Source organism: Streptomyces sp. NPDC001070 (genome assembly GCF_053598835.1).
The window spans coordinates 76,790-103,060 of the sequence record NZ_JBSFLB010000010.1; the positions used below are offsets into that span (position 1 = coordinate 76,790).

Genomic DNA, 26,271 nt, shown 5'->3' on the forward strand with positions numbered 1-26,271 from the left:
CCGGGCGCGGATCACTTCACGGCGCCGACGGCGATGCCGCGGGTCAGGGTCCGCTGGAAGAGCAGGAAGAAGACGATCGCGGGCAGCGCGCCGAGCAGGCCGGCCGCGTTGGTCATCGTCGCGTCCATGAGTCGCTGGCCCTGGAGCACGCCGAGCGCGACGGAGACGGTCTGGTTGTCGTTCGACGGCAGCATGACCAGGGGCAGCAGGAACTCGTTCCAGGTCCAGATGAAGAAGAACACCAGCAGGACGCCCAGGGTGGGCCGGCTGACCGGGACCACCATCCGCCACAGGATCTGCCAGCTGTTGGCGCCGTCGATCCTGGCCGCCTCGATGATCTCCTTCGGGAAGGCCCCGAGCACGGAGGAGAGGAGGTAGGTGCCGAACGCCGCCTGCACGACGCTGAAGACGATGATCAGGCTCAGCCTGGTGTCGTACAGGCCCACCTGCTTGGACAGGTAGTACAGCGGGTAGACCAGGGCCTCCTGCGGCAGCACGTTGGCCAGCACGAAGAAGGCGAGGAAGTACGCCTTGCCCTTGATCCTCCCGATGCCGATCGCGTACGCGTTCAGCACCGAGAGGATGACGCCGAACACGGCCACCGAACCCGAGATCACGATCGAGTTGAGCAGCGTGTGCCCGAAGTTGACCCGGGTCCAGAAGTCCGTCAGGCCGTCCAGGTGGAGGCCGTGGGGCAGGGAGAGCGGGCCGTGCGCGGAGTAGTCGGCGGGCGACTTCAGCGCGTTGATGAGCACGATCAGGAGCGGCAGCACCATGAAGATCGCGCCGAGGATCATCGCCACCAGCACGGGGTAGCGCTTGAGCGCCTTCACTGTGCGTCCTCCGATCGGGTCTGGAAACGCAGGCCGACCGTGGTCAGCGCCAGGATGATCAGGGTGAGCACCGTCGCGATCGCCGAGCCGTAGCCCACGTCGGTCTTCTCGAAGAAGGTCGAGAAGGAGAAGTAGGACGGCACGATGGTCGAGTCGGCGGGTCCGCCCTTGGTGAGGACGTAGACCGCGCCGAAGACCTTGAGGGCCGCGATGGTGCACCACAGCATCACCACGTAGATCTCGGGGCGGATCTGGGGCAGCGTCACATGCCAGAAACGCTGCCACCAGTTCGTCCCGTCCAGCTCGGCCGCCTCGTAGAGCGAGGGATCGACCCGCTGGAGTCCCGCCATGAAGATCACGACGGGGAACCCCAGCTGCACCCAGACCATGACGGCCATCACGCTGTAGAGCGCGAACTTCGGGTCACCCAGCCAGTCCTGCTGGAGCGAGCCCAGGCCGACCGCCTTCAGCAGCTCGTTGAGCGAGCCGTTCTCGGGGGCCAGGATCCAGCTCCAGACGATGCCCGCCACGGTGATGGGCAGGACCTGCGGGAGGTAGAAGCAGGCCCGCAGCACGCTGGCCAGCTTCGAACCGAAGTGCTTGCCGATGAAGTCGAACAGCGCCGCGGCCACCACGAGGCCGACGGCGGTGGGGATGACCGCCATCGCCAGGACCATGGCGACGCTGTGCCGGAAGGACTCCCAGAACCGCGAGTCCTTCATCAGCTCCCGGTAGTTGTCCAGCCCCGCCCAGGCGGGCGAGCCGACGCCCTGCCAGTGCGTGAAGCTGAAATAGATGTTCATCGCGAACGGCACGATCACGACGGCCAGGAAGGCGATGACACCCGGGATCAGATACAGCGCGTAGGGATTGCGCAGCCGGAGCGGTCGGGCACTCATGACGTGGGCGCACCCGCGTCATAGGCCTTCTGCAGCTCGTCGAGGACCGCGTCGGGGCTCGCGCTGCCGGTGATCAGCTTCTGGGTGGCCGAGACCAGCACGTCGTAGAAGCCGGGGACCGGCCAGTCCGGGTAGAAGGCGAGACCGTCCTGGTCCGAGACCTTGTTGAAGTTCTCGATCAGCTCCTTGGAGCTTGGGTCGGTGATCGCCGAGGGCTCGGCCGCGACGGGCACGCCGCCGTTGTTGCCGAGGGTGTTCTGGATCTCCTTCTTCATCGTGATGTTGATGAAGTCGTAGGCCAGCTGCTTGTTCTTGGCGTTCTTCGGGACGACCCAGAGGTTGCCGCCCGAGCCGAGGGTCATCTTGGAGTCCGGGAAGAGGAACGAGCCCCACTTGAACTTGTTCTCGTCACGGAAGCGGCCGTACCACCAGCTGCCCGAGAAGAAGATCGGGGACTTGCCGCTGATGAAGGAGACGCCGGCGTCCTCGGCCTTGGCGCCGCTGCTCGTCTTGGCGATGTAGCCCTTCTTCACCCAGTCCGACAGGGTGTTGGCGGCGTACGTCCAGGCGGCGTCGTGGAAGTCCGCCTTGCCCTTGTAGAGCTCGAAGGAGTCGACCCAGCTGCGGTCGGCCTTGGTCAGGGCCAGCTGGTACATGTACTGGTGGGCCGGGTACTCGGCGCCGCCGTTGGCGAGCGGGGTGATGCCCTTGGCCTTGAACGCGGCCAGCGCGTCCTCGAACTCCTGGAACGTGGTGGGGACCTTCACGCCGTTCTTCGCGAAGAGGTCCTTGTTGTAGTACACCATCGTGTACTCGCCGAAGTTCGGGATGCCGTACCAGTTGCCCGAGCCCATGACGCCCTTGGCGTCGTAGCGGCTGGTCGTGGTCACGCTGGGGCTGAGCATCTTGTCCCAGCCGTACTTGGTGACCTGCGGGGTGAGGTCGGTGAGCAGCCCCTGCTTGGCCAGCAGGCCGGCGGTGGCGTTGCCCTTGTTGTACTCCATGAGATCAGGGGCGTTGCTCGAGTTGAGCACCATCGAGGCGGTCTTCTGGATCTGCTCGAAGCCCTTCGCCTCGAACTCCACCTTGACGCCGGGGTGCGTCTTCTTGAACTCCTCTATCGCCTGGTTCCAGGCGACGCCCATCGCGCTGTTCGGGGCTTCGTAGTGCCAGAGCTTGAGCGTCTTGCCGTCGCCCTCCGCACCGCTGCCGGAGCTTCCGCAGGACGTGATGAGCATGGCGCCCGCAAGGGCAGCTGCTGCGAGAGCCAGCGGTCTGCGCACCTTCAACATTGAAGTGACCTCCACCTGGGCCGAACGAGTGAGGCGTCCATCGAATGGTTTCGATGCGACGCGTCGAAGCGCTTCGACGGAGGACCGTATGCAGCGATCGCTGATATGTCAATGGTGTTAACAAATCGCCGACCAGCGACTTTGGAAGTGTTACCAAGGATCAACGGCTGCGCGATGCACGATGGACGCCCGGAGTGACGACGTGGGGACGCAACGGCGTCGACGGCGGGCCGGAAGCGCTTGACGGCGCAGCGAATCGACTGCCTCCGAGTTCCGGACGGATCTTCCCCACGCCCCGGGGACATCAGTCACCACATACGCCACATTTACCCCGTCAACCCCGAAGCCCCCAGGGGCCACACGGCGACGTGGATCGACGGGGCACTCAACACTCCACCCCAGGCAGCGCGTTCAGGGCGATCTGACGCAGCGAAACCCCCGCGCCACAGAACGTGAAAGGCCGTCACAGTGGTGCAAAATATACCAATATGCACTTTTTGCCAGATCCCTTTGACTGTCGGCGCAAAAGGTGTCTACCGTTCATATAGGGACGTCTTCAACTACAGACATCTGTTCCGGCGTTCCACGTCCTTGACGGTGCGCCCACACCGAAAGGCCCGCGCACCCCACCGCGCCGGGATCACGCGCACGATCCGGTGCCACGGCGGTCCGGCTCACGCGGACCGCGACCCGAACGTCCACACCCCCGAAGGGGGAGACATGCGCACGCTCACCATCCGCAGGATCACCGCTGCCGCTCTTGCGGCGCCTCTGATCGCTCTTGCCGGAGCCACCGCGGCCAGCGCGGCGACGCCACAGACAGCACCCACCACTACGCAGTCCGTCGTCGACCACGGCGGCGGCTGGGGCGGCGGCCACGGCGGCCACGGCGGCTGGGGCTGGGGAAACGGCTGGGGCGGCTGGGGCGGCTGGGGCGGCTGGGGCTGGGGCAACGGCTTCTACGGCAACGGCTTCTATGGCAACGGCTTCTACGGCAACGGCTTCTACGGACCCGGCTTCTACGGAGGCTTCTTCCGCTGAGGCAGTGATTTCCACGGCACTCTGCCCGTGCGTGCGGTGACGGCCGGCGTGACAGCGCACCCGCGACGAGAGCGGTTCAGCCGGGGCCTCAGGCCTGCCGGCCGGTTCACCCCGACAGAGTCCAGCTCGGTGAATCTCCCGCGGCCCCCGGAATCCGGGGGCCGCAGGCGTGCCCGGTACCCGTTCGGTATCCGTGGGCGGGCGCACCATCCCGGAGGCCGCGGCACTCGACGACCTCACAACGTCGGCGACGAACCGCGTCCGCCCCACACCCAGCCGGCGCAGCGCCCGCCCGTGGTCCACGGCCACCACGACGGCGGCGCCGGCCACCGGCAGCAGCCGCCACGCCGCCGTGACCTGCCGGCACGCGGACCGGGGCAGTGCCGCCAGGGAGGCTCGCAGCCGCTCGCATTGGAACGGCACGTGCCCCCGCTCGTCGTCGAGGATCCGGGCCGCGACCTTTCGGGTGAGCGGGTCCGTCGTACCGTCCCGCAGCCCCCGTTGGTAACGCAGCGCGACCCCTTCGGCGACCATCAGCACCAGCGGCTCGAGACACAGGCCCGGCAGACGCCGCAGGGCCAGGAAGGCCCTGTCGGTCCAGTGGCCTGTCGATGGTCGGCGCGCCTCCCGAGGCGAGGAGCCGCGCGGGCATCCGGGCGTGGTTCTGCCCGTCGGCGACGAGGAGGCGCATCGCGTCCGCGTTGTCGGGGTCCCCAGCCGCGTCCGCCTTGACGATCAGATGCTTCCCGTCACCGTCCTCACCGGCCTGGAAGCGCTGCACGCCCGCCCGTACAGCGTCGTCCGGCGCCGCCACCCGCTCCCACGCCGGATCACCCGTCGCGTGCCGGCGAGCGCGCTCTTCCTCGAAACGCTCGGTGCACCGAGCGAATCCGCTCGCGGCCACGCACCACGCCGCCCGTTCCCGTCGCTCGGCTCCACCGCGGCTCAGGCCCGCACGCGCGTCAGTCCCACAGGTCGCGGACCGGGTTGTGCGGCCACGAGGGCTCGGTGTCCGGGTAGGTGATCGTGAGCTTGGTGAAGTGCCGCAGGTGGGCATCGCCGGGCCAGGTTTTGCTGCCGGAGAGCCTGATCTTGACCGGGAAGGTGTGGAAGTGGCCCGCCGCGCAGTACGGGTCGCAGTCGTTGGCCTCCTCGTAGCCCGTGCCGACGGCCGAGTCGCTCCCCCAGTGCGACCAGTAGAGGCCGCCGAGCCGGTCGTTGCCGTCCCCGCAGGCGAGCAGGAAGTCCGGCGGCATGACCAGCGGCCGGCCGAAGCAGGTGACGATGACCGTCGCGTAGGTCGGGGCCGCCGCCCTGGGGGCGGCGGAGGCAGCCGGCACACCGACGCCGGCCGAGGCGGGTGCGGCCGCCACCGTGATCGCGAGGGCGGCGGAGGTCGCGGTCAGGGCGAGGGTACGGAGGAGTGGCATGTCGGTCTGCCTTCCTGGCCGCTGCCTGGGGGTGGTGGCGGTCCTTAAGCGAAGGTGCTGTCCGGAGTGCCGGTACGACGGCTGCGCCTGGTGACGGCTCAGGGGCGGAGTACGGAGTCGGGGCCGTTGTCCGACGGAGAGCGGGCGGAGGACGGCAGCGGTCCTCGGGCGCGCGGCGTACTGCCTCGAGCTCACGTTCCCCCAGGAGGGTGAGGCGCGCAACCCGGCGGCCCGGTCCGGGGCGGGTGTCACGCACAGTGATCGCCCCGGCACGTCCGGCACATGCGGGCAGCCCGGAACAAATCAGACACTTGTCCCGGTTGAACGCCCTGTCAACGAGATCGTCGTTCCACCGAGGTGATTGAGCAGTGGGCACGGATACGAGCAGTCTGACCACGGAGGCGTTCAAGCGCGCCGTGCTCTTCTTCAACCGGCAGCGCTACGCCGCCGCGGCCCGCACGCTCGCGCCCATCGCGGACGTGGCGCCGCGCAACATGGCGGTTCGCATGCTGCTGGCCCGGTCCTACTACTTCTCCGCACAGCTGTCGCGGGCCGAGGCGGAGCTGCGCGACATCCTGCGGGCCGAGCCGCAGGACGCGCACGCCCACCTCCTGCTCGGCCGCGCGCTCGAGCGCCAGGGCCGGCTCGCCGAAGCGGCACCCCACATGCGGTTCGCCGACGCGATGACGGCCTGGGACCTCGTCGTGGTCTGATCCTCCGGGCCCGGGCGGGCCGCGCGGCGCTCGACGCCGGCCGGCCACTCCCCCGGCCCATCCCCGCTTGTCCGGACCGTACCGCCTCCGCAGGCTGCTCACGTGGGGGCCATCGAACGACCACGGTTCGGAGACCGCAATGACCTGTCCGCACGTCCCGTCCATAACGCGACGCAAGGCACGCTGCGCCATCGCCCTCCTCCTCGCGGCCGCCGCGAGCCTCACCGCCTGCGGTGAACGGACGACGAACGCCGCACGCGTCGACCACGCGGTGCCCGCCGACACGCCCGCGCCGAAGGTGCCCTGCGGCAATCCCCCGGTGCAGCTCGACCCGCAGGACCAGGCCTTCCTCGACCAGCTGGCGGCAGCCGACGGCCCGCCGCTGTACACGCTCTCCTACGCGGCCGCCCGGGACGTGCTCAACAAGCTGCAGGCCGGCCCGGTGGACATGCTCCCGGCGCAGATCAGCAAGCGGACCGTGCCCGGCGGCCCGACCGGTCCGGTGTCCGTGCACGTCGTACGACCCGAGGGCGCGCGGGGGAACCTGCCCGGCATCGTCTACATCCACGGCGGCGGCTGGGTGCTGGGCAACTTCAAGACCCACGAACGCCTGATCCGGGAGCTCGCCAACGGCGCGAAGGCGGCGGTGGTCTTCGTCGACTACACCCCCTCCCCCGAGGCCCGCTTCCCCGTCCCGATCGAGCAGGCGTACGCCGTGTCCAAGTGGGTGGCCGCCAACGGCGGCCGGATCGGCGTCGACTCCTCGCGCCTGGCCGTCGCCGGCGACTCCGTGGGCGGCGACATGACCGCCGCCGTCGCGATGATGGCCAAGGATCGCGGCGGCCCCGAGTTCCGCAGGCAGGTCATGCTGTACCCGGTGACCGACGCCGACTTCGACACCGCGTCGTACAACCGCTTCGCGGAGAACTGCTGGCTCACCAAGCCCGCGATGAAGTGGTTCTGGAACGCCTACGCCCCCGACCTCAAGGACCGGCGGAACCCGCTGGCCGCGCCGCTGCGCGCGACCGTCGACCAGCTGCGCGGTCTGCCGCCCGCACTGGTGATCACGGACTCGGACGTGCTCCACGACGAGGGCACCGCGTACGCGAAGAAGCTCCAGGAGGCCGGGGTGCCCGTCCAGCTCACCCACTACCCGGAGATCACCCACGACTTCATGATGCTCAACGCCCTCCGCGGCACCGAGTCCAACAAGAGGGCGGTGGCCGAGACCACCGCCGACCTCCGTGAGGCGCTGCACGGGGAGGAGTCCGGCCCCGGCAAGTGAGGCGCGCGGCGCTCCGTGCGGGAGGGGCGGCCGGCGCTCCGGCCGCCCTTTCGGCGTTTTCAACGCCTAAGTTTCCTTTGGTAACAAATATCTGTTATCGTCGATTCATGGATGACAGGGTGACCACGCCCGCCAGAGAGCGGATCATGTCCGCCGCCGCCGCCCTGCTCGCCGAGGGCGGCCGCGACGCGGTCTCCACCCGGTCGGTCAGCAAGGCGGCGGCCGTGCAGCCGCCGACCATCTACCGGCAGTTCGGCGACATGCAGGGACTGCTCGACGCCGTCGCCGCCGAGGGCTTCGCGGCGTACCTGCACCGGAAGACCGCCCGGGAGCGGGCCGCCGACCCGGTCGAGGACCTGCGCTGGGGCTGGGACCTGCACGTCGAGTTCGGCGTGGCCAACCCCGAGGTCTACCAGCTGATGTTCGGCCAGCCCCGGCCCGGGGCTGAGCCGGAGGCCGTGACGAAGTCCTTCGACGTCCTGCGCGGCCTGGTGACCCGGGTCGCCGAGGCGGGCCGGCTCAGCGTCGACGTGGAACGCGCCATGCTGATGATCCATGCGGCCGGCTGCGGCGTCGTCCTGACGCTGATCGCCACGCTGCCCGAGAAACGCGACCCCGAACTGTCGCGGCGGACCCGCGAAGCGATCCTCGCCGCCATCACCACCGCGGAGCCGGAGGACGCTCCGGAAGGGGCGCGCCGGACCATCACCCGCACCGTGGCGTTCAAAGCCGTCCTGCCCGACATCGAGGAGATCCTCTCCCCCGGCGAGTGCGCCCTGCTCACCGAGTGGCTGGACCGCATCACGCACTCCGCCTGAGTCGTGTGCGGCCGGGCGGGTGGCCGGCCGCACACGACTCGCCTACGGCGGTGGCACTGTCCTGCGACAGCACGTCGAGTTTCGACGACGCGCAGGTCGATGCCCCAGCGGGCGGCTTGTTCGCGTACCGCCGCCGCGCGCCCGGCGTTGCGGCCGGCTGTGTCGCGCATGCTCGCGTAGACGGTGTGGCCCGCGGCGGCGAGGGCGTGGCCGGGGGCGCGGCCCCGGGATCAGGCCGCGCCGCCGTTCGCGAAGATCGTCTGGCCGTTGATCCAGCGACCGGGACCGGCCAGGAAGGAGACGACCTCGGCGACGTCCCCGGGGGTGCCCAGGCGCTCGAGGGGGTTCATCTTGGCGAACCGGTCGATGGTCGCCTCGTCCTTGCCGTCCAGGAACAGCGCGGTGGCGATCGGGCCGGGCGCAACGGCGTTGACGGTGATGTCACGGCCGCGCAGCTCGCGGGCCAGTACCAGGCTGATCGCCTCGACGGCGCCTTTCGAGGCGGCGTAGGCGGCGTAGGTCGGCGTGGCGATACGCGTCTGGGACGTGGAGACGTTGATCACAGCCCCCCCGTCGCGGACCCGGCGGGCGGCCTGCTGGCTGACCACGAAGGTGCCGCGGATGTTCGTCCTGTGCATGCGGTCCAGGGCGTCCAGGTCGAAGTCGGCGACGGTGCCCAGGACCATGACGCCCGCGGAGTTGACCACGACGTCCACCCCGCCGAACTCCCGCTCCGCGGCGTCGAACAGCGCCTGGACCGCCTTCTCGTCGGCGACGTCGGCCCGCACGGCGAGGGCCGAACCGCCGTTGGCGGTGATCTGCGCCACGGTCGCGTCGGCGTCGCCCTGGTTGCCGGCGTAGGCGATGACGACCGCCTGGCCGTCGTCGGCCAGGCGCAGCGCGACCTCGCGGCCGATACCTCGGGAGCCGCCGGTGACGACTGCGACGCGGCGGGGGGTGGTGGTGTCACTCATGGTGGTCTCCTGATCGCGGGGGGCGATTCGATCGCCCTGCTTCCACCGATAACGGTGTCACGTTAGCGATGGAAACGCAAGCGTCGATAACGTCGATCCGTCATCGGCGATTCACAGGAGTCCTCGGCGCGGTCCCGGCGACCCGCCGCCGCCCGCACACGCTCGGGCCGCCGCCCCTGTGCGGGGGCGGCGGCCCGGGGCACCGGGGGCCGTCACGCGTACGCGATCAGGCCCGCCGGAGGTCAGCGGAAGTGTCCACCGAAGAAGAAGGGGTCGAAGAAGAAGGGGTCGAAGAGGTACGAGCCGAAGAAGCCGAAGCGGTCGTGCCGGTAGAAGCCGTGGTGGCCGCGGCCTCCGTCGTGGCCACGGTCGTAGCCGCGGCCTCCGTCGTGGCCACGGTCGTAGCCGCGACCGTGGTCGCCGGTCACCTGGGTGACGTGGGAGCGGACGACGTCCGGGGTGGCGGCGCCTGCAGTCGTGGCACCACCCAGCAGAACGGCAGAGGCCACTCCAACAGCGGCCACAAAGCGGGAAACGCGCATACTGACTCTCCTGTCTCGGCGGGCACCGAGGTGGTGCCCGCAGGGTTCCGACATGGAGAGCCTGCGTCGAGGACATCCGCGCCGCACGACAGGATCCCGTTACGCTCCGTCACGCAACGGGTCGTCAGACGAGGCGAACGGTGGACTCCCGGGCCGGGCGTACGGCTTCTCCGGCCGATGATCACAGGCCCGAAGGGGTCTCAGCCGCGTCACCACGGACGGTAATCACGAACCGTCACGTCCGGGCATCCTGACGGGTGAATCCTCGTCACCGACCGCCCCGGGCAACCCTGCCCCCGGGCCACCCCGCCGGAGGGGGGCCCGGCCCCGCGCGGCACGCCTGCGCCCCTGGTCACGGGCCCGCACGCCGCCGCGGCCCCGGGCACTGCCCGAAGTCGCGGCGGCGCGCAAGCCCGGCCCGCCGTCCGAACACGACGGGCCCCCACCCGCCCGGGCGGCGGGTACGGGGCGCCGACGGCACGTCAGATGGCCACCGGCGGGGCGTCAGCAGTCCTTCTCACGCAGCGAGTGCAGGTACTCGCTCGACCTGCGGGCGAAGCTGAAGGAATCGGCCGGAACGTCGTGCTCCGTCTGCCAGTGGTGGGCGAGGCGGCCGCCGTGAGTGCGCGTCACGGCCGAGATGAACCGCTGGTAGTCGATGTCGCCGTCGCCGACGTCGACCATGCGGTAGCCGTCACGGACGGTCTCGTCGCGCTCGCCGTCCTTGACGTGGAAGAGCGGGTAGCGGTCGGGCTGCCTGAGGACGTAGCGCAGCGGGTCGAAGGGGGCGGGAGTGCCGTCCGCCCGCTTGGAGAAACGGAACTGGCCGGCGTAGGCCCAGTAGATGTCCATCTCCAGGTAGACCAGGTCGGGGTCGGTCTCGGCGAGGAGCACGTCGTACAGGCGTACGTCCGGCCGGTCGGTGGCGAAGGAGAACTCGTCCGCGTGGTTGTGCTGGTAGAACTTCATGCCCCGGGCCCTGGCGGCGGCGCCGAACTCGTTGAACTCCTCGGCGCAGCGCTTCCAGCCGTCGACGGTGCTGCCGTAGCGCCAGGGGCCGGACGCGGTGCCGATGTGCTTCAGCCCCAGGGCCTCGGCGTCGTCGAGGACCTTGGTCAGGTTCTGGGCGAAGGTGTAGGCGGCCGGGTTGTTGTCGTCGTAGTAGCCGACGTGGCTGCCGATGGCGCGCAGGCCGTGGTCGCGGGCGAGCCCGCGCAGCTGCGCGAGGGTGATCGCGCCGGCGGAGCCCTGGGTGTAGCCGGCGTACTCGATCTCGTCGTAGCCGTACTTCTCGAGTTCGGCGAACACCGGGGCGAAGCCGAGGGTGGAGACCTTGTCGCGCAGCGAGTAGAGCTGGATGCCGAGGCGGCCGGGGGGCAGGACGGGGCGGCCGTGGCCCTTGCCGTGGTCCTCGCTCTGGGCGGCGGCCGTGGGGGCGGCGACGCCGAGAAGGGCGGCGGCGGTGGCCCCGGCGGCGACGCCGAGCATGCCTCGTCTGCTGAGCTTGCGGCTGAGCTCCGGGTCGGGGGTGCTGCTGGTGCGACGGGTGCTGCTCATTGTGGATAACTCCTTGGCGTCGGAGACGTGTGGTTCAGTGGAGACCTGCCAGACGCAGAAGCAGGGACTTCACATCGGTGGCCGCGACGCGGCCGCTGATGGCACGGGGGATGGAGCAGAGAATGAGCGGACCTTCGTCATCGCTCGTCGGGAGGCGGCCGTGGCTGCCGCGAATAGCTGAGGGGTCGAGCGGCACGACCGCCATGCGGTAGCGCATGCCGAGCTTCTTGCTGGCCAGGGCCGCGACGGCCTTGACGCGGACGTAGGGGTCCGCGGGGTCCATGAACAGCTCGACGGGGTCGTAGCCGGGTTTCCGGTGGATCTCGACCAGGCGGGCGAAGTCGGGTGCCCTGTCGTCGTCGAGCCAGTAGTAGTAGGTGAACCAGGCGTCCGGGTCGGCGACGGCGACGAGCTCGCCGGAGCGCGGATGGTCCAGGCCGTGGCGCTTCTTGCCCTCGTCGCCGAGGAGTTCGGCGATCCCGGGCAGTGCTGCCAGGGCCTTGCGGGTGGTGTCGAGGTCCTCGGGTCGGCGCACGTACACGTGTGCGATCTGGTGGTCGGCGACCGCGAACGCGCGGGAGGCCATCGCGTCGAGGTACTCCATGCCGTCCTGGGTGTGGACCTCGAGCAGGCCGGCGCGGCGCAGCTCGCGGTTGATGTCGACGGGCCGGCTGACAGGGGTGATCGCGTACTCGGAGAGGGCGACGACGATACGGCCCTCGCGCCGTGCGTCGTCGAGGAGCGGGGCCAGGACCCGGTCCAGGTCGGCGGCCGCCCGGCGGGATCGGGGGTCGTCCGGGCCGTGGCGCTGCAGGTCGTAGTCGAGGTGCGGGAGGTAGCAGAGCGCGAGGTCGGGAGTGCGGGTCCGCAGGATGTGCCGGGTGGCGTCGATGATCCACCGGCTGGAGACGATGTCGGCGCCCGGGCCCCAGAAGTGGAAGAGGGGGAAGGTGCCCAGTTCCCGGGTGAGTTCGTCATGGAGCTCCGGGGGGCGGGTGTAGCAGTCGGGCTCCTTGCGGCCGTCGGCGTAGTAGACGGGGCGCGGGGTGACGGTGACGTCGGTGTCGGCGCCCATGGCGTACCACCAGCAGATGTTGGCGACGGTGTAGCCGGGGTGGGCACGGCGGGCGGCGTCCCAGAGTTTGTCGCCGGCGACGAGACCGTTGTGCTGGCGCCACAGCAGGACGTCGCCGAGTTCGCGGAAGTACCAGCCGTTGCCGACGATGCCGTGCCCGGCGGGCAGCGTGCCGGTGAGGAAGGTGGACTGGGCGGCACACGTCACGGCGGGCAGGACGGTGCCGAGCGCGGCCTGAGAGCCCGTGCCGGCGAGCTGCTTCAGACGCGGCATGTGGTCCAGCAGCCGCGGGGTGAGGCCGACGACGTCCAGGACGAGGAGGGGGGTCGGCCCGGTGGTGTCGTTCATGGGAGTTCCTTCAGGCCGAGGTCGTGGAGGAGATCACGGGCGAGGGCGAGTTCGGCGGCGATCCCGTCGGCGAGCTGTGCACGGGTGCGCGGACGCAGTTCGGCGGGGAGGGCCTGCCAGGTGTAGGTCTCGACCTCCAGGTGACGGGTCAGCGGGGCGGGACCGCCGACGAGACGGGCGAGGGCGTCCTTCAGGACGGGGACGGTGGAGGTGAGCGGTGGTGCGGGCGGGGCGTGCAGCGGCACGTGGAAGTGGGCACGCCAGGGGGCGCCGCTCGGGAGGGCCCCCTCGGTGAGCGCCTGGTGAAGGTCGTCGGTGCCGTGCAGGCCGTCGGCGGTACGAGTGCGTGTCTGGTGGAGGAAGCGGGGTTCGGAGAAGGCGGCGAGCGCGTCGCGTACGCCCGGGAGGTGCGGGTGTTCCGCGTGGAGGGCTGCGGAGAGCTGGACCTTGGGGATGGTGATGCCGGCGGCGGTGAGCTCGTGCAGTGCCGCGGCCGGTTCTTCGAAGGAGGTGGCGAGATGACAGGTGTCGACGCACACGCCGATGCGGTGGTGCGCGATGGCGGTGAGGGGCCCGATCGCGTCGGCGGTGGTCTCGACGGTGCAGCCGGGTTCGGGTTCCAGGGCGATCCGGATGGATTTGCCGGTGAGCTCGGCGAGCGCGTCGAGCCGTTCCGCGAGGGTGGTCAGGGCGGTCCGGGCGGCCGCGGCGGCGCGGTCGTCGAAGAGGGTGCGCCAGGCGAGCGGCAGGGTGGAGATCGACCCTTCGGTGACGTCGGCGGGGAGCAGTGCGGCGAGCAGGTCGGCGAGGCCGCTGGTATAGGCGAGGCGTTCCGGTTCGGTCCAGTCCGGCCGGTAGACGCGGTATTTCACCTCGGCGGCGCCGAAGCCCTGATAAGGGAAGCCGTTGAGGGTGACCACCTCGAGTCCGCGCCGGTCCAGTGCCGTTCGCAGCCCGCGCAGGGCCGCCGGATCGGTGGTGAGGGCGCGGGCGGCGTCCTTGGCGAGCCACAGCCCGATGCCGAGGCGGTCGCGGCCGAGGCGTTTGCGGACGGGTTCGCAGTGATCGCGGAGCTGGGCGAGGACTCCGTCGAGCGTCTCGGCGGGGTGCACGTTGGTGCAGTAGGACAGGTGGACGGTGGAGCCGTCGGGGTGCCGGAAGCGCATGGGTGCCGCCTCCTCATTCCCCGCCGCGGAGGATGGAGTTGCCCTCGTGCAGGACCCCCGGGGCAGGGGTGTCGAGGTGGAGTCTGCCGCTCTGGCCGTAGAAGGCGACGGGGTTGCGCCACAGGACCTGGTCGACGTCCTCGTCGGTGAAGCCGGCGGCGAGCATGGCGTCGGCGGTCCTGCGGGTCTTGAGGGGGTCGCTCTTCCCCCAGTCGGCGGCGGAGTTGACCAGCGTCTTCTCGGTGCCGTGGGCCTTGAGCACGGCGACCATGCGGTCCTCGTCCATCTTGGTGTCGGGGTAGATGGAGAAGCCGAGCCAGCAGCCGCTGTCGGCGGCCTCCTTGACCGTGGTCTCGTTCAGGTGGTCGAGGAGGACGTGCTCGGGGTCGAGGGCCGATTCGCGGACGACGTCGATGGTGCGGCGCATCCCGGCGAGCTTGTCGCGGTGCGGGGTGTGGACGAGGGCGGGCAGTCCGTGGTCCGCGGCGAGCTGGAGCTGGGCGGCGAGCGCGGCGTCCTCGGCCGGGGTCATGGAGTCGTAGCCGATCTCGCCGACGGCGACGACGTTGTCCTTGACGAGGTAGCGGGGCAGCGCCTCGAGGACGGGGACGCAGCGCGGGTCGTTGGCCTCCTTGGGGTTCAGGGCGACGGTGCAGTGGTGGGCGATGCCGTACTGGGCGGCGCGGAAGGGTTCCCAGCCGAGGAGGGAGTCGAAGTAGTCGAAGAAGGACTCGGGTGAGGTGCGGGGCTGGCCCAGCCAGAAGGAGGGTTCGACCAGGGCGCGGACTCCCGCGGCGTACATGGCCCGGTAGTCGTCCGTGGTGCGGGAGGTCATGTGGATGTGGGGGTCGAAGATGCGCATCAGGACTCCTCCGTCCGGGACGTCAGGGCGAGGACGCGGTGGAGGTCGGCGGGGACGTCCCGGCCCGCGGCGGTGCGTTCGGCGGCGTAGTCGCCGAGCATCCTGGCCAGTTCCGCGTCGCCGCGGGCCCGGTGCTCGAGCCCGTCGGCGGCGTCCACCGGGACCCCGGTGAACAGGCACTTGAGGAGGGCGTGGCGCCAGGCGTGCTGGCCGAGGTGCTCGGCGGCGTACGGGCCGACCGCGGCGGCGACGAGCCGGGTGTCGTTGGTGCGCAGGGCGTCCTCGATCAGGGGCAGACCGTCGGACGGACCGGGCGCGAGGTGGGACAGCGCGAGGAGGACGGCGCGGCGTTCGGCGGCGGTGCCCTGCCGGTACAGGCGGTTCAGGGTGGCGGAGTCCGCGCGGGCTTCGCGCAGGAGGAGGACACGGGCGGCGTCGGCGTGCTCCTGGCCGCAGTGGCGGCCGGCGGAGGCGAAGCGCAGCTCCCAGGCGGGCACGGAGGAGCTCGCGGCGGAGGGCACGGTGGGGGTCGCTGCGGGGTTGTCGTGGTCCGTGGTGGCGCTGCCGGCGGCTTCGGCCAGTGCTGCGTCGAGCCAGCCACGGGCGGCGTCGCCGAGCCGGCCGTGGAGGTCCGCGCGGGTGGGGGTCGTCATGCCGTGGCTCCGTTCGTGGGGGCGTGGGAGCGAAGGAAATCGATGGAGGTACGGGCGAGTTCGGGTCCGGCGTGGGAATGGCGGGGCAGCTCGACGACGGTCAGTCCCCGGTAGCCGGTGGCCGCGAGGGCCTGGAGGACGGGCGGGAAGTCGATCTCGCCGTCGCCGAAGGGAAGGTGTTCGTGGACGCCGCGGCGCATGTCCTCGATCTGGACGTGCCGCAACCAGGGGGCGGCCTGCTTGACGCACTCGGCGGGGGTCACCGGCTCCAGGCATTGGCAGTGGCCGATGTCGAGGGTGAGACCGAGGGGCTCGGGGTCGCCGAGCAGGGCGCGCAGGTGGTGGAAGTCGTCGAGGTACGCGAGGAGGTGGCCGGGCTCGGGCTCGACGGCCAGGGGGACGCGGGCGGAGGACGCGGCGTCGAGGACGGGGGTGAGGGCGGTTTCGAGGCGCTGCCAGGCGGTGGCGGGTGGTGTGCCGACCGGGGTGATGCCGCTGAAGCAGTGCACGGCGTGCGCGCCGAGGTCGGCGGCCACCTGGACGGCGCGCACGAGCAGCCGGGTGCGGGCGGCCCGGGCCTCGGGGTCCGGGTCGAGAAGGGAGGGGCCGTGTTTGCGGCGCGGGTCGAGGACGTAGCGGGCGCCGGTCTCGACGGTGACCTGGAGCCCGAGTTCGTCCAGGCGTCCGGCGAGGCGGCGGGTGCGGACGGCGAGGTCGGGCGCGAGGGGGTCCAGGTGCATGTGGTCGAGGGTGAGTCCGACGCCGTCGTAGCCCAGGTCGGCGAGGAGGGCGAGGGCGTCGTCGAGGCGGAGGTCGGTGAGGCCGTTGGTTCCGTAGCCGAGGCTCAGGCTCATGTGGGGCTCACCTTCCGGGCGAGCCGCCGGGCCGCCGGCCCGAGCGCGAGGACGGCCAGTGCGGAGCCCGCCGCGCCGGAGCGGGCCGCGAGGACGGCCTGCAGCGGGATCATGGCGCGGATTCCGGCACCGACCGCGCGTTGGGTGAGCGGCGGGGACGGATTGAGCGCGGCGTGGAGGAAGGGGGTGAGCGCGGTGCCGGCGTAGGCGGCGCAGGCCAGAGCCGTCACGGCGTGGGTCAGGTCCGGTGGTTGCTCCGTCCCTGGTGCCGGTCGCCCATTGCGGTCGGCACCCGTCCGGCCGGTTGCCGACGGCGGGCGTGTGGACGCGCGCAAGTGGCGCAGCGTCCTGGCGGCGTCGGTGGTGACGGCGGCGATCGCCGTGGTCGTGACCAGCGCGGCGAGCGGTGCCGTGCCGGAGCCGCCCTGCGTCTCGTGGCGGGAGACGGTGGTGACCGCGTATGTGTGCGCGCCGAGCAGGGCGGCGTGGGGCAGCGCGGCGGCGACGGCCCGGGGGCGGGTGGCCGTCGCGCCGAGCACGAGGTCGAGGGCGCGTGCCGCGGCCATGGCGGCCGGGCCCGCAGAGGTGTGCTTCAGGCGCAGGTCGTACGACCAGACCGTCGCCGCGAGGGTGGTGGCGAGGGCGAGCGGGGCGCGTCCCGCGCGGGCCGCGAGCGCCAGGCCGGCCGCGGTGAGCGCTCCGGCGGCCGTCAGGGCGGCGGCGGGGCTGATCCGGCCGGAGGGGATCGGACGGCCCGGGCGGTCGACGGCGTCCTCGTCGCGGTCTGCCCAGTCGTTGAGGGCCATGCCCGCGTGGTAGAGGCACAGCGAGGTGCCGACGGCGAGGAGCGTGCCCCGGTGGGGACGCCTGCCTGTGGCGGCCGCACCGGCGAGGGCGTCGCCGGGGACGGTGAACAAAGCGGAGACTCGCAGGAGTTCGGCCCAGGCCCAGAGCCGAGCGGCGCGCGCGGCCCGTCCGCCTCCTGCGGACGGGACTCGGCCGGGCCCGGCGCCCGGTCCGCGAGGACGGGCAGCGCGGGAAGCGTCCGGCGCGGTCCCCTCCGCCGCCCCGGGCCGGCCGGTGCCGTACGTTCCGGCCGGCCGGGGCCCGGCACCCCGCTCCCCCGGCGCCGGCGGCCCGGCCGCCGTCCCGGGGCCTCCGCCCGCGTCGTCAGCGGCCGCGGTGCGCGGTGCCGCGCGGCCCGCCGAGTCGCGCGGGGAGCGACGCGTGGCCAGCGCCGTCACGACGGCCAGGGCGCCCGCGACGGCCAGGGCACCGCGCCGCCCGGCTGCCGCCGGAGACGTCATCGGGACTCCCCCAGCCTTGCGGCGAAGGCCAGTAGTTCCCCGAACTGCTCGGAGAGCGCCGCGGGGGCGCCCGGGTCGGGGTCCTTGAAGTAGAAGCCGAGTTCGGGAAGGGGGCCGCTCAGACCGGCCGCGTGCGCGCGGGCCGCGAAGCGGGCGAGATCCAGGACAAGGGGCGCCGCGAGGGCGGAGTCGCACCCCTGCCATGTGGTCTGCAGGACCATGCGGGTGCCGAGGAAGCCGTCGAAGGCGACGTGGTCCCAGGCGGTCTTCCAGTCGCCGAGGGCCGGGACGTCGTCGATGTGCACCTCGCCCTCGGGGGCGGCGCCCAGGGCGTCGGTCAGGACACGTTCCTTGCCGGCGTTCTTCGCCGCGGCCGCCGCGGGGTCGGCGAGCACCGCCCCGTCACCGCCGCCGAGCAGGTTGGTGCCGGACCATGCCCGCACCGAGAAGGCACGTTGCACGAACATCGGGGCGAGGACGGAGCGGAGGAGGGTCTGCCCGGTCTTGCCGTCCCGTCCGGCGTACGGGAGTCCGCGCGCGGCGGCCGCCTCGGCGAGGGCCCCGGTCCGCATCCCGGTGGAGGGGGTGAAGTTCACGTAGGCGCAGCCGGCCTCGATCGCCGCCACCGCGTACAGGGAGCTCGCCGGCAGGCGGGAGCCACCGGGCCCGGGGACGGGCTCGGTGGAGGCGACGTTGACCACGACGGTCCGGGCGAGGGCGTGGCGACGCGTGAAGTCGGTGATGTCCGCCGCGAACGCCGCCGTCAGCTCCTCGTCGGTACGGGTGTCGCCGGGGAGTGGGCCGCCGGTGCGGATCTCCCGGTCCGCGGCGGCGAGTTCGGCGCGGAGGGCGGCGGGCAGTCCGTGCGGCAGCACGCCGCCCTCCGCGAGCTGCTCGGCCCGCTTGCCCAGCGGGCAGGCGGTCGTGTCGTGGCCGCCGAAGACCAGGGCCGACAGGGGTGGCAGCGCCGCCACGGCGAACGCCGGGCTCTCGGTCACCATCCCCGTCGCAGCGTGGAGCCCGGCGGTGACCGCCGCGCATCCGGCGACGGCGGTGGTGGCGACGGAGCCGCGGGCTCCGATGAGCCACACGCCGGTGCGCGCGGGCGACCGGCTGTCCCGGTCCGATGCCGGTGCCGGGGCGTGCGGATTCGTCACGGCTGCCTCCCTGCTGAGTGGGTGGGGGGCGGCGGGCGGGGGCACGGCGTCTCCCCGCCCGCCGCCGGCTCGTGGGTGCCGGCAGGGACTGCCCTACGAGGAGGGCAGTTCCTTGATCTGGATGTTGCGGAAGGACACCTGGTCGTCGGCCCCGTGGTTCTGCAGGCCGATGTAGCCGTCCTTCAGGCTGCGGACCGGGTCGGTGTTGGTGAAGTCGTTGATCTTGACTCCGTTGAGGAAGACCTGGAGCCGCTCACCCTGGACCTTGATCTCGTAGCTGTTCCACTGGCCCGGGGGCCGCAGGACCTGGTCGCGGGCCTTGAGGTTGGCCGACTTGAAGCTGTAGACGGAGCCGGTGGTGCGGTCGGGGGCGTCGGAGGCGTCGATCTGCACCTCGTAGCCGTTGTCCACCGCGGACCAGGGGTCGTCGGAGGCGGGGAAGCCCACGAAGACACCGGAGTTGTCGTCGCCGTCCATCTTCCAGTCGAGCTTCAGCGAGTACGCGCCGAACTGCTTGGCCTGGTACCACAGCAGGCCCATTCCGCCCTCGGTCCGCAGTTCACCGTCGACGACGTTGAACTTGCCGGGGCCCGCCTGCTTCCAGCCCTCCAGGGTGTGCCCGTTGAACAGGTCGCGGTAGCCCGTCTGCGGCTTGCAGTCGGCCTTGAGCTGTCCTGCCGCGTAGCGCAGTCCGCCCAGGAGGTGCTGGCGGAAGGCCGGCTCGGCGTACGACTCCTTGGTGTGGCCGCCACCGGTGTAGAAGGAGCGGCCGGACTCGTAGGTCTGGCACCAGGCGATCGGGTGGTCGCCCTTCATCGTGCCGCCCTGGTAGGTGGTCTCGTCCAGGGTGGCGAGGACGTGGGCCTGGCCGCGCGGGTTGGTGCGGTAGTTGTACCACTCGTCGGTGCGCTCCCAGCCGCCCTCGTCGAGGTGTGAGGTGGCGGGGTGGTCGTGGTCCTCGACGCGGACGGTGGCCTTCTGGATCTGCGGGTGCGACTGGAAGTAGGCGCCGACCAGGCCGCCGTAGAAGGGCCAGTCGTACTCGGTGTCGGCGGCGGCGTGGACGCCCATGTAGCCGCCCCCGCCCTTGACGTAGTTCTCGAACGCCTGCTGCTGCTCGGCGTTGAGGACGTCCCCGGTGGTCGACAGGAACACCACCGCGTCGTAGCGCGCCAGGTTGTTGCTGGTGAACTGCTTCGGCTCCTCCGTCGCGTCGACGGCGATGTTGGCGGTGGCGCCGAGCTCCTTCAGCGCGGCGACGCCGGTGGGGATGGAGTCGTGGCGGAACCCGGCGGTCCTGGAGAAGACCAGGACGCGCTTGGCGGCGCGGTCGGCCGGGACGTTGGAGAGCTCGAAGTCGTCGACGTCGTAGAGCGCCCCGGAGCCGCCCTTGAAGACCAGGAACAGCTCGGTGGTCTTCTTCGGCACGGCGCGCAGCGGCACGTCGACCTCCTGGAAGGTCTCCCAGCTGCCGGTCACGGGCACGGGTGCCGAGCCGAGGATCGGGCCGGTCGCCGAGCCGGTGCGCACCTCGAGGAAGCCGCCGGAGCCGCCGGAGGAGACCCGGGCGGTCAGCCGGACGGAGCCGGCGAGGTTGTACGGCTTGAAGGAGATCCAGTCACTGTCGTCGATGTTGCCGACGGTGCGGCCGCCGTGGGCCTCGGCCTTGTCGAAGAGGTCGACGCCGGACGAGGCGGTGAAGTGCTCGGCCTGCCGCAGGCGCGGCTGGAGCTGCGCCTGGTCGTGGGCGGTGAGTGCCGCCTGGCCGCCGCCCCCGCCGTCGGTGTACTCGGCGTCGAAGACACCGAAGATGTTGGCGTTGGGGTCGTGGCCGCCGTCGGCTGAGGTCTTGATGGTGCCGGTGCAGCCGTTGGCGGAGGTCACGGGGTGGCCGTGGCTGTCGTGGCCGAGGATGTAGGTGACCTTGACCTTGGAGCAGTCGACGGTCCCGTCCTCGGGATCGGTGACGGTCACCTTGAACGGGATCTCGTCGCCGAAGCTGAACAGGGCGCCCTCGGCGGGCAGGTCGAGGGTCACCTTGGGCGCGGTGTTGCCGACGACCACCTGGACGCTCGCGGACGCGGTGCGCCCGGTCGGGTCCTTCACGGTGAGGGTCGCGGTGTAGGTGCCGTTCGTGCGGTAGGTGTGCGCGGGGTCGGCCGCGGTGGAGGTGCCGCCGTCGCCGAAGTCCCAGCTGTAGGCGAGCGTGTCGCCGTCGGGGTCGGTGGTGCCGGCCGAGGAGAAGGTGACCTTCAGCGGCGCGGTGCCCGAGGTCTTGTTCGCGGACGCCTCGGCGCTCGGGGAGCGGCCGTCGGTGGCGTTCTCGATCCGGTAGAGGGCGGAGTGCTCGTCGCCGCCGAACCAGGCGGTGCCGTAGTCGAGGACGTACAGCGCGCCGTCCGGGCCGAAGGCCATGTCCATGATCTGCGTCCCCGTCCAGGGAACGTCGTTGATGGACTGGACGGTGCCGTTGTCGTCCTGCTCGATGCGCTTGATCCAGCGGCGCCCGAACTCACCGGCGAAGAAATCGCCGTCGTAGGCCTCGGGGAACTTCACCGGGGAGTCCAGCTGGGGGTCGTACCGGTAGACCGGGCCGCCCATCGGGGACTCGGAGCCGGTGCCGAACTCGGGTACGGAGCCGCCGTCGTAGGGGATCCACGCCGCCTGGGCGGGCGGCAGGTCGGTCAGGCCGGTGTTGTACGGCGAGTCGTTCTTCGGTGCGGCGCAGTCGAAGGTCTCGCCGGACTGCCCGGTCGCGAAGTCGTAGTCGACGTACGGGTCGTTGTCGCCGGTGCAGAAGGGCCAGCCGAAGTTGCCGGCCTTGGTGACGCGGGCGAACTCGACCTGGCCGCCGGGGCCGCGCTCGGGGTCGGCCGCGCCGGCGTCGGGCCCGTAGTCGCCGACGTAGGCGATGCCGGTCTTCTTGTCGACGCTGAAGCGGAACGGGTTGCGGAAGCCCATGGCGTAGATCTCGGGCCGGGTCTTGTCCGTGCCCGGGGCGAAGAGGTTGCCCTCGGGGATGGTGTACGAGCCGTCGTCGGCTACCTTGATCCGCAGGAGCTTGCCGCGCAGGTCGTTGGTGTTGCCGGAGGTGCGGCGGGCGTCGTAGGCGGGGTTGCGGCCCGGCCGGTCGTCGATGGGCGCGTAGCCGTCGGAGGCGAAGGGGTTGGAGTCGTCGCCGGTCGACAGGTACAGGTTGCCCTGGGCGTCGAAGTCGATGTCACCGCCGACGTGGCAGCAGATGCCGCGGGTGGTGGCGACGTCGAGGACCTTCTTCTCGCTGGCGTTGTCGAGGGTCCAGTCGGCCTTGAGCGTGAAGCGCGAGAGCCGGTTGACGCCGTCGAACTTGGCGAAGTCGGCGGCGGTCCCCTGGTCGGGGGCGTCGCCCGCGGGGGTGTCGAGCGGGGGCGCGTAGTAGAGGAAGATCGCGCGGTTCTCGTTGAAGTCGGGGTCGATGCCGACGCCCTGGAGGCCCTCCTCGTCGTGCGTGTAGACGGGGACGGTTCCGATCACCGTGGTCTTGCCGGCGGCGTCGGTCCTGCGCAGCTCGCCGTCGCGCGAGGTGTGCAGCACGCTGCGGTCGGGCAGGACCGCCAGGGACATGGGCTCGCCCGTCTCGGGCTCCCCCTTGGCGAGGGTGACCTGCTGGAACTCCGCCGCCGCGGCGGCGGGTTCCGCGTCGAGCGGTCGTGCCGCGGCGCCTGAGGGGGCGGAGAGGACGAGGGAGGTCGCGGCGAGAAGGCCGCCGGTGAGGAGCGCCAGTCCCTGCCGGAACCGGCTGCGGGATGCTCCGGGCCGTTTTCTGTGCACGTGTGTCCTCCGGGAAGGTCGTACGGGCGGATGCAGCTGCCGTGCGGAAGATCCGGGGACCGGCGTGCGCCGTCACGCTGGTCGGGTCACGCGTCAGGACCGGCCTCTTGTTTCAGGTCCGTGTCCTGTACACCTCAGGGACGGTAGCCGGGTTCGTCCGGGACCGAAAGCCCTTGCGCGGGAGATAAGTTGAACTTTCTCCAGGGTCAGGACAAAGCCGTGTCCGGGCACGCCGACAGGCCCGGCGGCGGTGGCCGCCGGGCTGCCGGCTGCGGGCTGTGGCCTGCGGGAACGCTCTAGTCGTTGCCTCCGAACGCCGCGTCGAAGGACGCCGTCGGCGGATCGAAGTCGTACCGCTTCAAAAGAGAGAGCGCTTCCGGGGCACCGGCGAGGCGGTCCATCCCGGCGTCCTCCCACTCGACCGAGATCGGGCCGTCGTATCCGATCGAACGCAGCATCCGGAACACGTCCTCCCACGGCACGTCGCCGTGCCCGGCGGACACGAAGTCCCAGCCGCGCCGCGGGTCGCCCCACGGCAGGTGCGAGCCCATGCGGCCGTTGCGCCCGTCGAGGCGCTTGCGGGCCTCCTTGCAGTCGACGTGGTAGATGCGGTCCTTGAAGTCCCAGAGGAACCCGACCGGGTCGAGGTCCTGCCACACGAAGTGGCTCGGGTCGAAGTTCAGCCCGAACGCCGGCCGGTGGCCGACCGCCGCCAGCGCGCGGTGCGTGGTCCAGTAGTCGTAGGCGATCTCGGCCGGGTGGACCTCGTGGGCGAAGCGGACCCCTTCGGCGTCGAAGACGTCCAGGATCGGGTTCCAGCGCTCGGCGAAGTCCTCGTAGCCGCGCTCGATCATCCGCTCCGGCACCGGCGGGAACATCGCGACCAGGTGCCAGATCGACGAACCGGTGAAGCCGATGACGGTCCGGACCCCGAAGGCCGCCGCGGCACGGGCGGTGTCGGCCAGCTCGCGCGCGGCCCGCTGCCGGACGCCCTCGGGCTCCCCGTCGCCCCAGATCCGGGCGGGCAGGATCCCCTTGTGGCGCTCGTCGATCGGGTCGTCGCAGACGGCCTGCCCCACGAGATGGTTGGAGACCGCCCAGCATTTCAGGCCGTACTTGTCCAGCAGCGCCCGCCGCCCGTCCAGGTACGCGGGGTCGGCGAGGGCCTTGTCGACCTCGAAGTGATCGCCCCAGCAGGCGAGTTCGAGCCCGTCGTAACCGAAGTCGCGGGCGAGGCGGCAGACCTCCTCCAGGGGAAGGTCGGCCCACTGGCCGGTGAAGAGGGTGAAAGGTCGTGGCACGGCGAGGACCTCCTCGGAACGGGCGTGGTCAGGCGGGCACGGGGGTGAAGACGGCGTTCTTCTCGGCACTCTCCTCCACGGCGGCCAGGACGCGCTGCACCTGCAGGCCGTCCGCGAACGACGGCGCCGGAGTGGTCCCCGCCGCGATGCCGAGCACCAGGTCGCGCGCCTGGTGGGTGAAGGTGTGCTCGTAGCCGAGGGCGTGGCCGGGCGGCCACCACGCCTCCAGGTACGGATGGCCCGGCTCGGTCACCAGGATCCGCCGGAAGCCGGCCGAGGAGGCGGGCTCGGTGTGGTCGTGGAACGCCAGCTCGTTCAGCCGCTCCAGGTCGAAGGCGAGCGAGCCGCGCTCGCCGTTGATCTCCAGCCGCAGGGCGTTCTTGCGCCCCGAAGCCATCCGGGTGGCCTCGAACGAGGCGAGCGCGCCCGAGGCCAGCCGTCCGGTGAACAGCGCCGCGTCGTCGACCGTGACCGGCCCCCGCTCCGCGCCGCCCGAACCCGAGAGCCCCGCCGAGGCGCCGGCCAGCAGGGGCCGCTCCCGGACGAAGGTCTCGGTGAGCGCCGAGACGCCCACCAGCGGCTCCCCCGCCAGGTACTGCGCGAGGTCCACGGCGTGCGCGCCGAGGTCCCCGAGTGCGCCGGAGCCCGCGTACTCGCGCTCCAGCCGCCATGTGAGCGGGAAGTCCGGGTCGACGAGCCAGTCCTGCAGATACGTGACCCGGACGTGCCGGATCGTGCCGAGCCTTCCGTCGGCGATCAGCCGGCGGGCGTACGCGACAGCGGGCACCCGCCGGTAGTTGAAGCCGACCATGGCCACCTGGCCGCGCTCGGCCGCCCGCTCGGCCGCCGCGGCCATGGCCTCGGCCTCGGCGACCGAATTGGCCAGCGGCTTCTCGCACAGGACGTGTTTGCCCGCATCGAGCGCCGCGATGGCGATCTGGGCGTGGCTGTCCCCGGGGGTGCACACGTCCACGAGGTGGACGTCGTCCCGGTCGACCAGGGCCCGCCAGTCCGTCTCCGCGGCCGCCCAGCCGTGCCGGGCGGCCGCGGCCCGGACGGCGGCCGCGTCCCGGCCGCCGATCGCGGCGAGGACGGGCCGCATCGGCAGCTCGAAGACGCGGCCCACGGTGCGCCACGCCTGGGAGTGCGTGGCGCCCATGAAGGCGTAGCCGACCATGCCGATGCCGAGCGCCGGCAAAGCGGCCCCCGCGTCGCTGTCTTCCTTACCGGCCATATCAGCCATGCCGTTGCTCCTCGTCGGTTGCTCGGTTCGGACGGGCGGGCGGAACGGTCAGATGAAGCCCGTCGGCAGGTACTCGTCGACGTTCTCCTTGGTGACGACGGCCGAGTAGAGGGTGATCGACGCGGGGATCTCCAGCTCCGACATCCCGCTGACGCCCTTCTTCTGGCCCAGGGCGCGGGCCAGGTCGATGGCGGAGGCGGCCATGGTCGGCGGGTAGAGGACCGTCGCCTTCAGCACTCCGTTGTCGGCCTTGATCGCGTCCATCGCCGACTTCGAACCGGCACCGCCGACCATGAGGAAGTCGTCGCGGCCGGCCTGGGCGATCGCGCGCAGGGCCCCGACGCCCTGGTCGTCGTCGTGGTTCCACAACGCGTCGAACTTCGGCTGCGCCTGCAGCAGTTGCGCCATCTTGGCCTGGCCGGTCTCGACGGTGAACTCGGCCGCCTGCCGCGCCACCTTCTTGATGTTGGGGTAGTTCTTGAGGGCGTCGTCGAAGCCCTGGGTGCGCTGGCGGGTCAGCTCCAGGTTGTCGATCCCGGCCAGTTCGATGACCTTCGCGTCGGGCTTGTCCTTGAGCTGCTCGCCGATGTAGCGGCCGGCGTTGAGGCCCATGCCGTAGTTGTCGCCGCCGATCCAGCAGCGGTACGCCTGCGGTGAGGCGAAGATCCGGTCGAGGTTGATCACCGGGATGCCTGCCTTCATGGCCTGCAGGCCGATCTGGGTGAGGGCCTTGCCGTCGGCCGGCAGGATCACCAGGATGTCGACCTTCTTGTTGATCAACGTCTGGATCTGGCCGATCTGGGCGGCGGTGTCGTTGGAGCCCTCGGTGATCTCCAGCGTCACGTCGGAGTACTTCGCCGCGCGGTCCTTGGCGTTCTGGTTGATGGCGTTGAGCCAGCCGTGGTCGGCCTGGGGACCGGCGAAGCCGATGGTGACCGGCGTACCGGGCTTGTCGTCGGCCGCCGGCGCCTTGGTGGCGGCCGTGTCGGCCTTCTTCGGCTCGTTGCTGGTGCAGGCGGTGAGGGCCGCTCCGGCGGAGACGGCGGCGGCGCCGAAGAGCAGTCCTCTGCGGCTGGTGACCGGGATTCGTGGCATGGCTGTGAAACCCTCC

General features: G+C 71.4%; 22 protein-coding genes and 1 pseudogene. 4 read left to right on the forward strand and 19 right to left on the reverse strand.

The window, feature by feature from the left end:
• Positions 1–11: 11 nt before the first annotated feature.
• The 3 genes from ACWDAS_RS14485 to ACWDAS_RS14495 are packed head-to-tail and all read right to left on the reverse strand — an operon-like array spanning position 12 to position 3,024.
• Complete coding sequence (locus tag ACWDAS_RS14485) at positions 12–797, reverse strand: carbohydrate ABC transporter permease (RefSeq protein ID WP_326580988.1); 786 nt, start codon at positions 795–797, stop codon at positions 12–14.
• A 32-nt stretch (positions 798–829) separates the two neighbouring features.
• Entirely contained in the window at positions 830–1,732 is a 903-nt protein-coding gene (locus ACWDAS_RS14490) for a carbohydrate ABC transporter permease (protein ID WP_450389759.1), read from the reverse strand.
• The gene (locus ACWDAS_RS14495) at positions 1,729–3,024 is read right to left on the reverse strand and encodes an ABC transporter substrate-binding protein (RefSeq protein ID WP_450389762.1); all 1,296 of its coding nucleotides are present in this window, start codon (positions 3,022–3,024) and stop codon (positions 1,729–1,731) included. The genes ACWDAS_RS14490 and ACWDAS_RS14495 overlap by 4 nt, the downstream gene beginning before the upstream one ends.
• A 720-nt stretch (positions 3,025–3,744) precedes the next feature.
• Between ACWDAS_RS14495 and ACWDAS_RS14500 the strand changes: the two genes are divergently transcribed.
• Complete coding sequence (locus ACWDAS_RS14500; RefSeq protein ID WP_450390088.1) at positions 3,745–4,065, forward strand: hypothetical protein; 321 nt, start codon at positions 3,745–3,747, stop codon at positions 4,063–4,065.
• 171 nt (positions 4,066–4,236) lie between these two features.
• Here ACWDAS_RS14500 and ACWDAS_RS14505 read toward each other — a convergent pair.
• Together ACWDAS_RS14505 and ACWDAS_RS14510 are read right to left on the reverse strand one after the other, a co-directional pair.
• Positions 4,237–4,969: pseudogene (locus tag ACWDAS_RS14505) on the reverse strand (ferritin-like domain-containing protein); the annotation flags it as partial.
• Positions 4,970–5,027: 58 nt separating this feature from the next.
• Positions 5,028–5,495 (reverse strand): hypothetical protein, encoded by a 468-nt coding sequence (locus ACWDAS_RS14510; protein ID WP_450389765.1) that lies wholly within the window; start codon positions 5,493–5,495, stop codon positions 5,028–5,030.
• A gap of 368 nt (positions 5,496–5,863) precedes the next feature.
• On the opposite strand from ACWDAS_RS14510, the gene ACWDAS_RS14515 reads away from it, so the two are divergent.
• The 3 genes from ACWDAS_RS14515 (at position 5,864) to ACWDAS_RS14525 (ending at position 8,311) form a co-directional block, all read left to right on the forward strand.
• Positions 5,864–6,208, forward strand: a complete 345-nt coding sequence (locus tag ACWDAS_RS14515; protein WP_450389767.1) for a tetratricopeptide repeat protein — start codon at positions 5,864–5,866, stop codon at positions 6,206–6,208.
• A 139-nt stretch (positions 6,209–6,347) separates the two neighbouring features.
• Complete coding sequence (locus ACWDAS_RS14520) at positions 6,348–7,493, forward strand: alpha/beta hydrolase (protein ID WP_450389770.1); 1,146 nt, start codon at positions 6,348–6,350, stop codon at positions 7,491–7,493.
• A 107-nt stretch (positions 7,494–7,600) separates the two neighbouring features.
• Positions 7,601–8,311, forward strand: a complete 711-nt coding sequence (locus tag ACWDAS_RS14525) for a TetR/AcrR family transcriptional regulator (protein WP_450389772.1) — start codon at positions 7,601–7,603, stop codon at positions 8,309–8,311.
• Between the two features lie 230 nt (positions 8,312–8,541).
• Here the strand turns inward: ACWDAS_RS14525 and ACWDAS_RS14530 are convergent, their stop codons facing one another.
• The 14 genes from ACWDAS_RS14530 to ACWDAS_RS14595 all read right to left on the reverse strand — a co-directional run bounded on the left by ACWDAS_RS14530 (position 8,542) and on the right by ACWDAS_RS14595 (position 26,255).
• Complete coding sequence (locus ACWDAS_RS14530; RefSeq protein WP_450389774.1) at positions 8,542–9,285, reverse strand: SDR family oxidoreductase; 744 nt, start codon at positions 9,283–9,285, stop codon at positions 8,542–8,544.
• A 242-nt stretch (positions 9,286–9,527) separates the two neighbouring features.
• Positions 9,528–9,827, reverse strand: a complete 300-nt coding sequence (locus tag ACWDAS_RS14535; protein WP_450389775.1) for a hypothetical protein — start codon at positions 9,825–9,827, stop codon at positions 9,528–9,530.
• A gap of 504 nt (positions 9,828–10,331) precedes the next feature.
• A complete protein-coding gene (locus ACWDAS_RS14540; RefSeq protein ID WP_450389777.1) occupies positions 10,332–11,384 on the reverse strand; it encodes a sugar phosphate isomerase/epimerase family protein in 1,053 nt (350 codons plus the stop codon).
• Positions 11,385–11,418: 34 nt separating this feature from the next.
• Positions 11,419–12,807 carry an alkaline phosphatase family protein gene (locus ACWDAS_RS14545; RefSeq protein WP_450389779.1) on the reverse strand — a complete coding sequence of 463 codons (1,389 nt, stop codon included), beginning with the start codon at positions 12,805–12,807 and terminating at the stop codon, positions 11,419–11,421.
• Positions 12,804–13,973, reverse strand: a complete 1,170-nt coding sequence (gene eboE / locus ACWDAS_RS14550; protein ID WP_450389782.1) for a metabolite traffic protein EboE — start codon at positions 13,971–13,973, stop codon at positions 12,804–12,806. Before eboE ends, ACWDAS_RS14545 begins: the two co-directional genes overlap by 4 nt.
• A 13-nt stretch (positions 13,974–13,986) precedes the next feature.
• Complete coding sequence (locus ACWDAS_RS14555) at positions 13,987–14,835, reverse strand: TatD family hydrolase (RefSeq protein ID WP_450389784.1); 849 nt, start codon at positions 14,833–14,835, stop codon at positions 13,987–13,989.
• The gene (locus tag ACWDAS_RS14560) at positions 14,835–15,488 is read right to left on the reverse strand and encodes an EboA domain-containing protein (protein ID WP_450389787.1); all 654 of its coding nucleotides are present in this window, start codon (positions 15,486–15,488) and stop codon (positions 14,835–14,837) included. Before ACWDAS_RS14560 ends, ACWDAS_RS14555 begins: the two co-directional genes overlap by 1 nt.
• Positions 15,485–16,342, reverse strand: a complete 858-nt coding sequence (locus tag ACWDAS_RS14565) for a sugar phosphate isomerase/epimerase family protein (RefSeq protein WP_450389790.1) — start codon at positions 16,340–16,342, stop codon at positions 15,485–15,487. The genes ACWDAS_RS14560 and ACWDAS_RS14565 overlap by 4 nt, the downstream gene beginning before the upstream one ends.
• Positions 16,339–17,649 (reverse strand): SCO3242 family prenyltransferase, encoded by a 1,311-nt coding sequence (locus tag ACWDAS_RS14570; RefSeq protein ID WP_450389793.1) that lies wholly within the window; start codon positions 17,647–17,649, stop codon positions 16,339–16,341. The genes ACWDAS_RS14565 and ACWDAS_RS14570 overlap by 4 nt, the downstream gene beginning before the upstream one ends.
• Positions 17,646–18,806 (reverse strand): inositol-3-phosphate synthase, encoded by a 1,161-nt coding sequence (locus ACWDAS_RS14575; protein WP_450389796.1) that lies wholly within the window; start codon positions 18,804–18,806, stop codon positions 17,646–17,648. Before ACWDAS_RS14575 ends, ACWDAS_RS14570 begins: the two co-directional genes overlap by 4 nt.
• 93 nt (positions 18,807–18,899) lie before the next feature.
• Complete coding sequence (locus ACWDAS_RS14580; protein WP_450389799.1) at positions 18,900–22,616, reverse strand: ThuA domain-containing protein; 3,717 nt, start codon at positions 22,614–22,616, stop codon at positions 18,900–18,902.
• Between the two features lie 296 nt (positions 22,617–22,912).
• Complete coding sequence (locus ACWDAS_RS14585) at positions 22,913–23,917, reverse strand: sugar phosphate isomerase/epimerase family protein (RefSeq protein WP_450389802.1); 1,005 nt, start codon at positions 23,915–23,917, stop codon at positions 22,913–22,915.
• A 28-nt stretch (positions 23,918–23,945) separates the two neighbouring features.
• Positions 23,946–25,160, reverse strand: a complete 1,215-nt coding sequence (locus tag ACWDAS_RS14590) for a Gfo/Idh/MocA family protein (RefSeq protein ID WP_450389805.1) — start codon at positions 25,158–25,160, stop codon at positions 23,946–23,948.
• 48 nt (positions 25,161–25,208) lie between these two features.
• A complete protein-coding gene (locus ACWDAS_RS14595; protein WP_450389808.1) occupies positions 25,209–26,255 on the reverse strand; it encodes a substrate-binding domain-containing protein in 1,047 nt (348 codons plus the stop codon).
• Between the last annotated feature and the right edge of the window lie 16 nt (positions 26,256–26,271).

Excerpts from the sequence above, each read along its gene's own strand:
- ACWDAS_RS14485 (WP_326580988.1), bottom strand. The coding sequence starts at position 797 with ATGATCCTCGGCGCGATCTTCATGGTGCTGCCGCTCCTGATCGTGCTC.
- ACWDAS_RS14490 (WP_450389759.1), bottom strand. The coding sequence starts at position 1,732 with ATGAGTGCCCGACCGCTCCGGCTGCGCAATCCCTACGCGCTGTATCTG.
- ACWDAS_RS14495 (WP_450389762.1), bottom strand. The coding sequence starts at position 3,024 with ATGTTGAAGGTGCGCAGACCGCTGGCTCTCGCAGCAGCTGCCCTTGCG.
- ACWDAS_RS14500 (WP_450390088.1), top strand. The coding sequence starts at position 3,745 with ATGCGCACGCTCACCATCCGCAGGATCACCGCTGCCGCTCTTGCGGCG.
- ACWDAS_RS14510 (WP_450389765.1), bottom strand. The coding sequence starts at position 5,495 with ATGCCACTCCTCCGTACCCTCGCCCTGACCGCGACCTCCGCCGCCCTC.
- ACWDAS_RS14520 (WP_450389770.1), top strand. The coding sequence starts at position 6,348 with ATGACCTGTCCGCACGTCCCGTCCATAACGCGACGCAAGGCACGCTGC.
- ACWDAS_RS14525 (WP_450389772.1), top strand. The coding sequence starts at position 7,601 with ATGGATGACAGGGTGACCACGCCCGCCAGAGAGCGGATCATGTCCGCC.
- ACWDAS_RS14530 (WP_450389774.1), bottom strand. The coding sequence starts at position 9,285 with ATGAGTGACACCACCACCCCCCGCCGCGTCGCAGTCGTCACCGGCGGC.
- ACWDAS_RS14535 (WP_450389775.1), bottom strand. The coding sequence starts at position 9,827 with ATGCGCGTTTCCCGCTTTGTGGCCGCTGTTGGAGTGGCCTCTGCCGTT.
- ACWDAS_RS14540 (WP_450389777.1), bottom strand. The coding sequence starts at position 11,384 with ATGAGCAGCACCCGTCGCACCAGCAGCACCCCCGACCCGGAGCTCAGC.
- ACWDAS_RS14545 (WP_450389779.1), bottom strand. The coding sequence starts at position 12,807 with ATGAACGACACCACCGGGCCGACCCCCCTCCTCGTCCTGGACGTCGTC.
- eboE (WP_450389782.1), bottom strand. The coding sequence starts at position 13,973 with ATGCGCTTCCGGCACCCCGACGGCTCCACCGTCCACCTGTCCTACTGC.
- ACWDAS_RS14555 (WP_450389784.1), bottom strand. The coding sequence starts at position 14,835 with ATGCGCATCTTCGACCCCCACATCCACATGACCTCCCGCACCACGGAC.
- ACWDAS_RS14560 (WP_450389787.1), bottom strand. The coding sequence starts at position 15,488 with ATGACGACCCCCACCCGCGCGGACCTCCACGGCCGGCTCGGCGACGCC.
- ACWDAS_RS14565 (WP_450389790.1), bottom strand. The coding sequence starts at position 16,342 with ATGAGCCTGAGCCTCGGCTACGGAACCAACGGCCTCACCGACCTCCGC.
- ACWDAS_RS14570 (WP_450389793.1), bottom strand. The coding sequence starts at position 17,649 with ATGACGTCTCCGGCGGCAGCCGGGCGGCGCGGTGCCCTGGCCGTCGCG.
- ACWDAS_RS14590 (WP_450389805.1), bottom strand. The coding sequence starts at position 25,160 with ATGGCTGATATGGCCGGTAAGGAAGACAGCGACGCGGGGGCCGCTTTG.
- ACWDAS_RS14595 (WP_450389808.1), bottom strand. The coding sequence starts at position 26,255 with ATGCCACGAATCCCGGTCACCAGCCGCAGAGGACTGCTCTTCGGCGCC.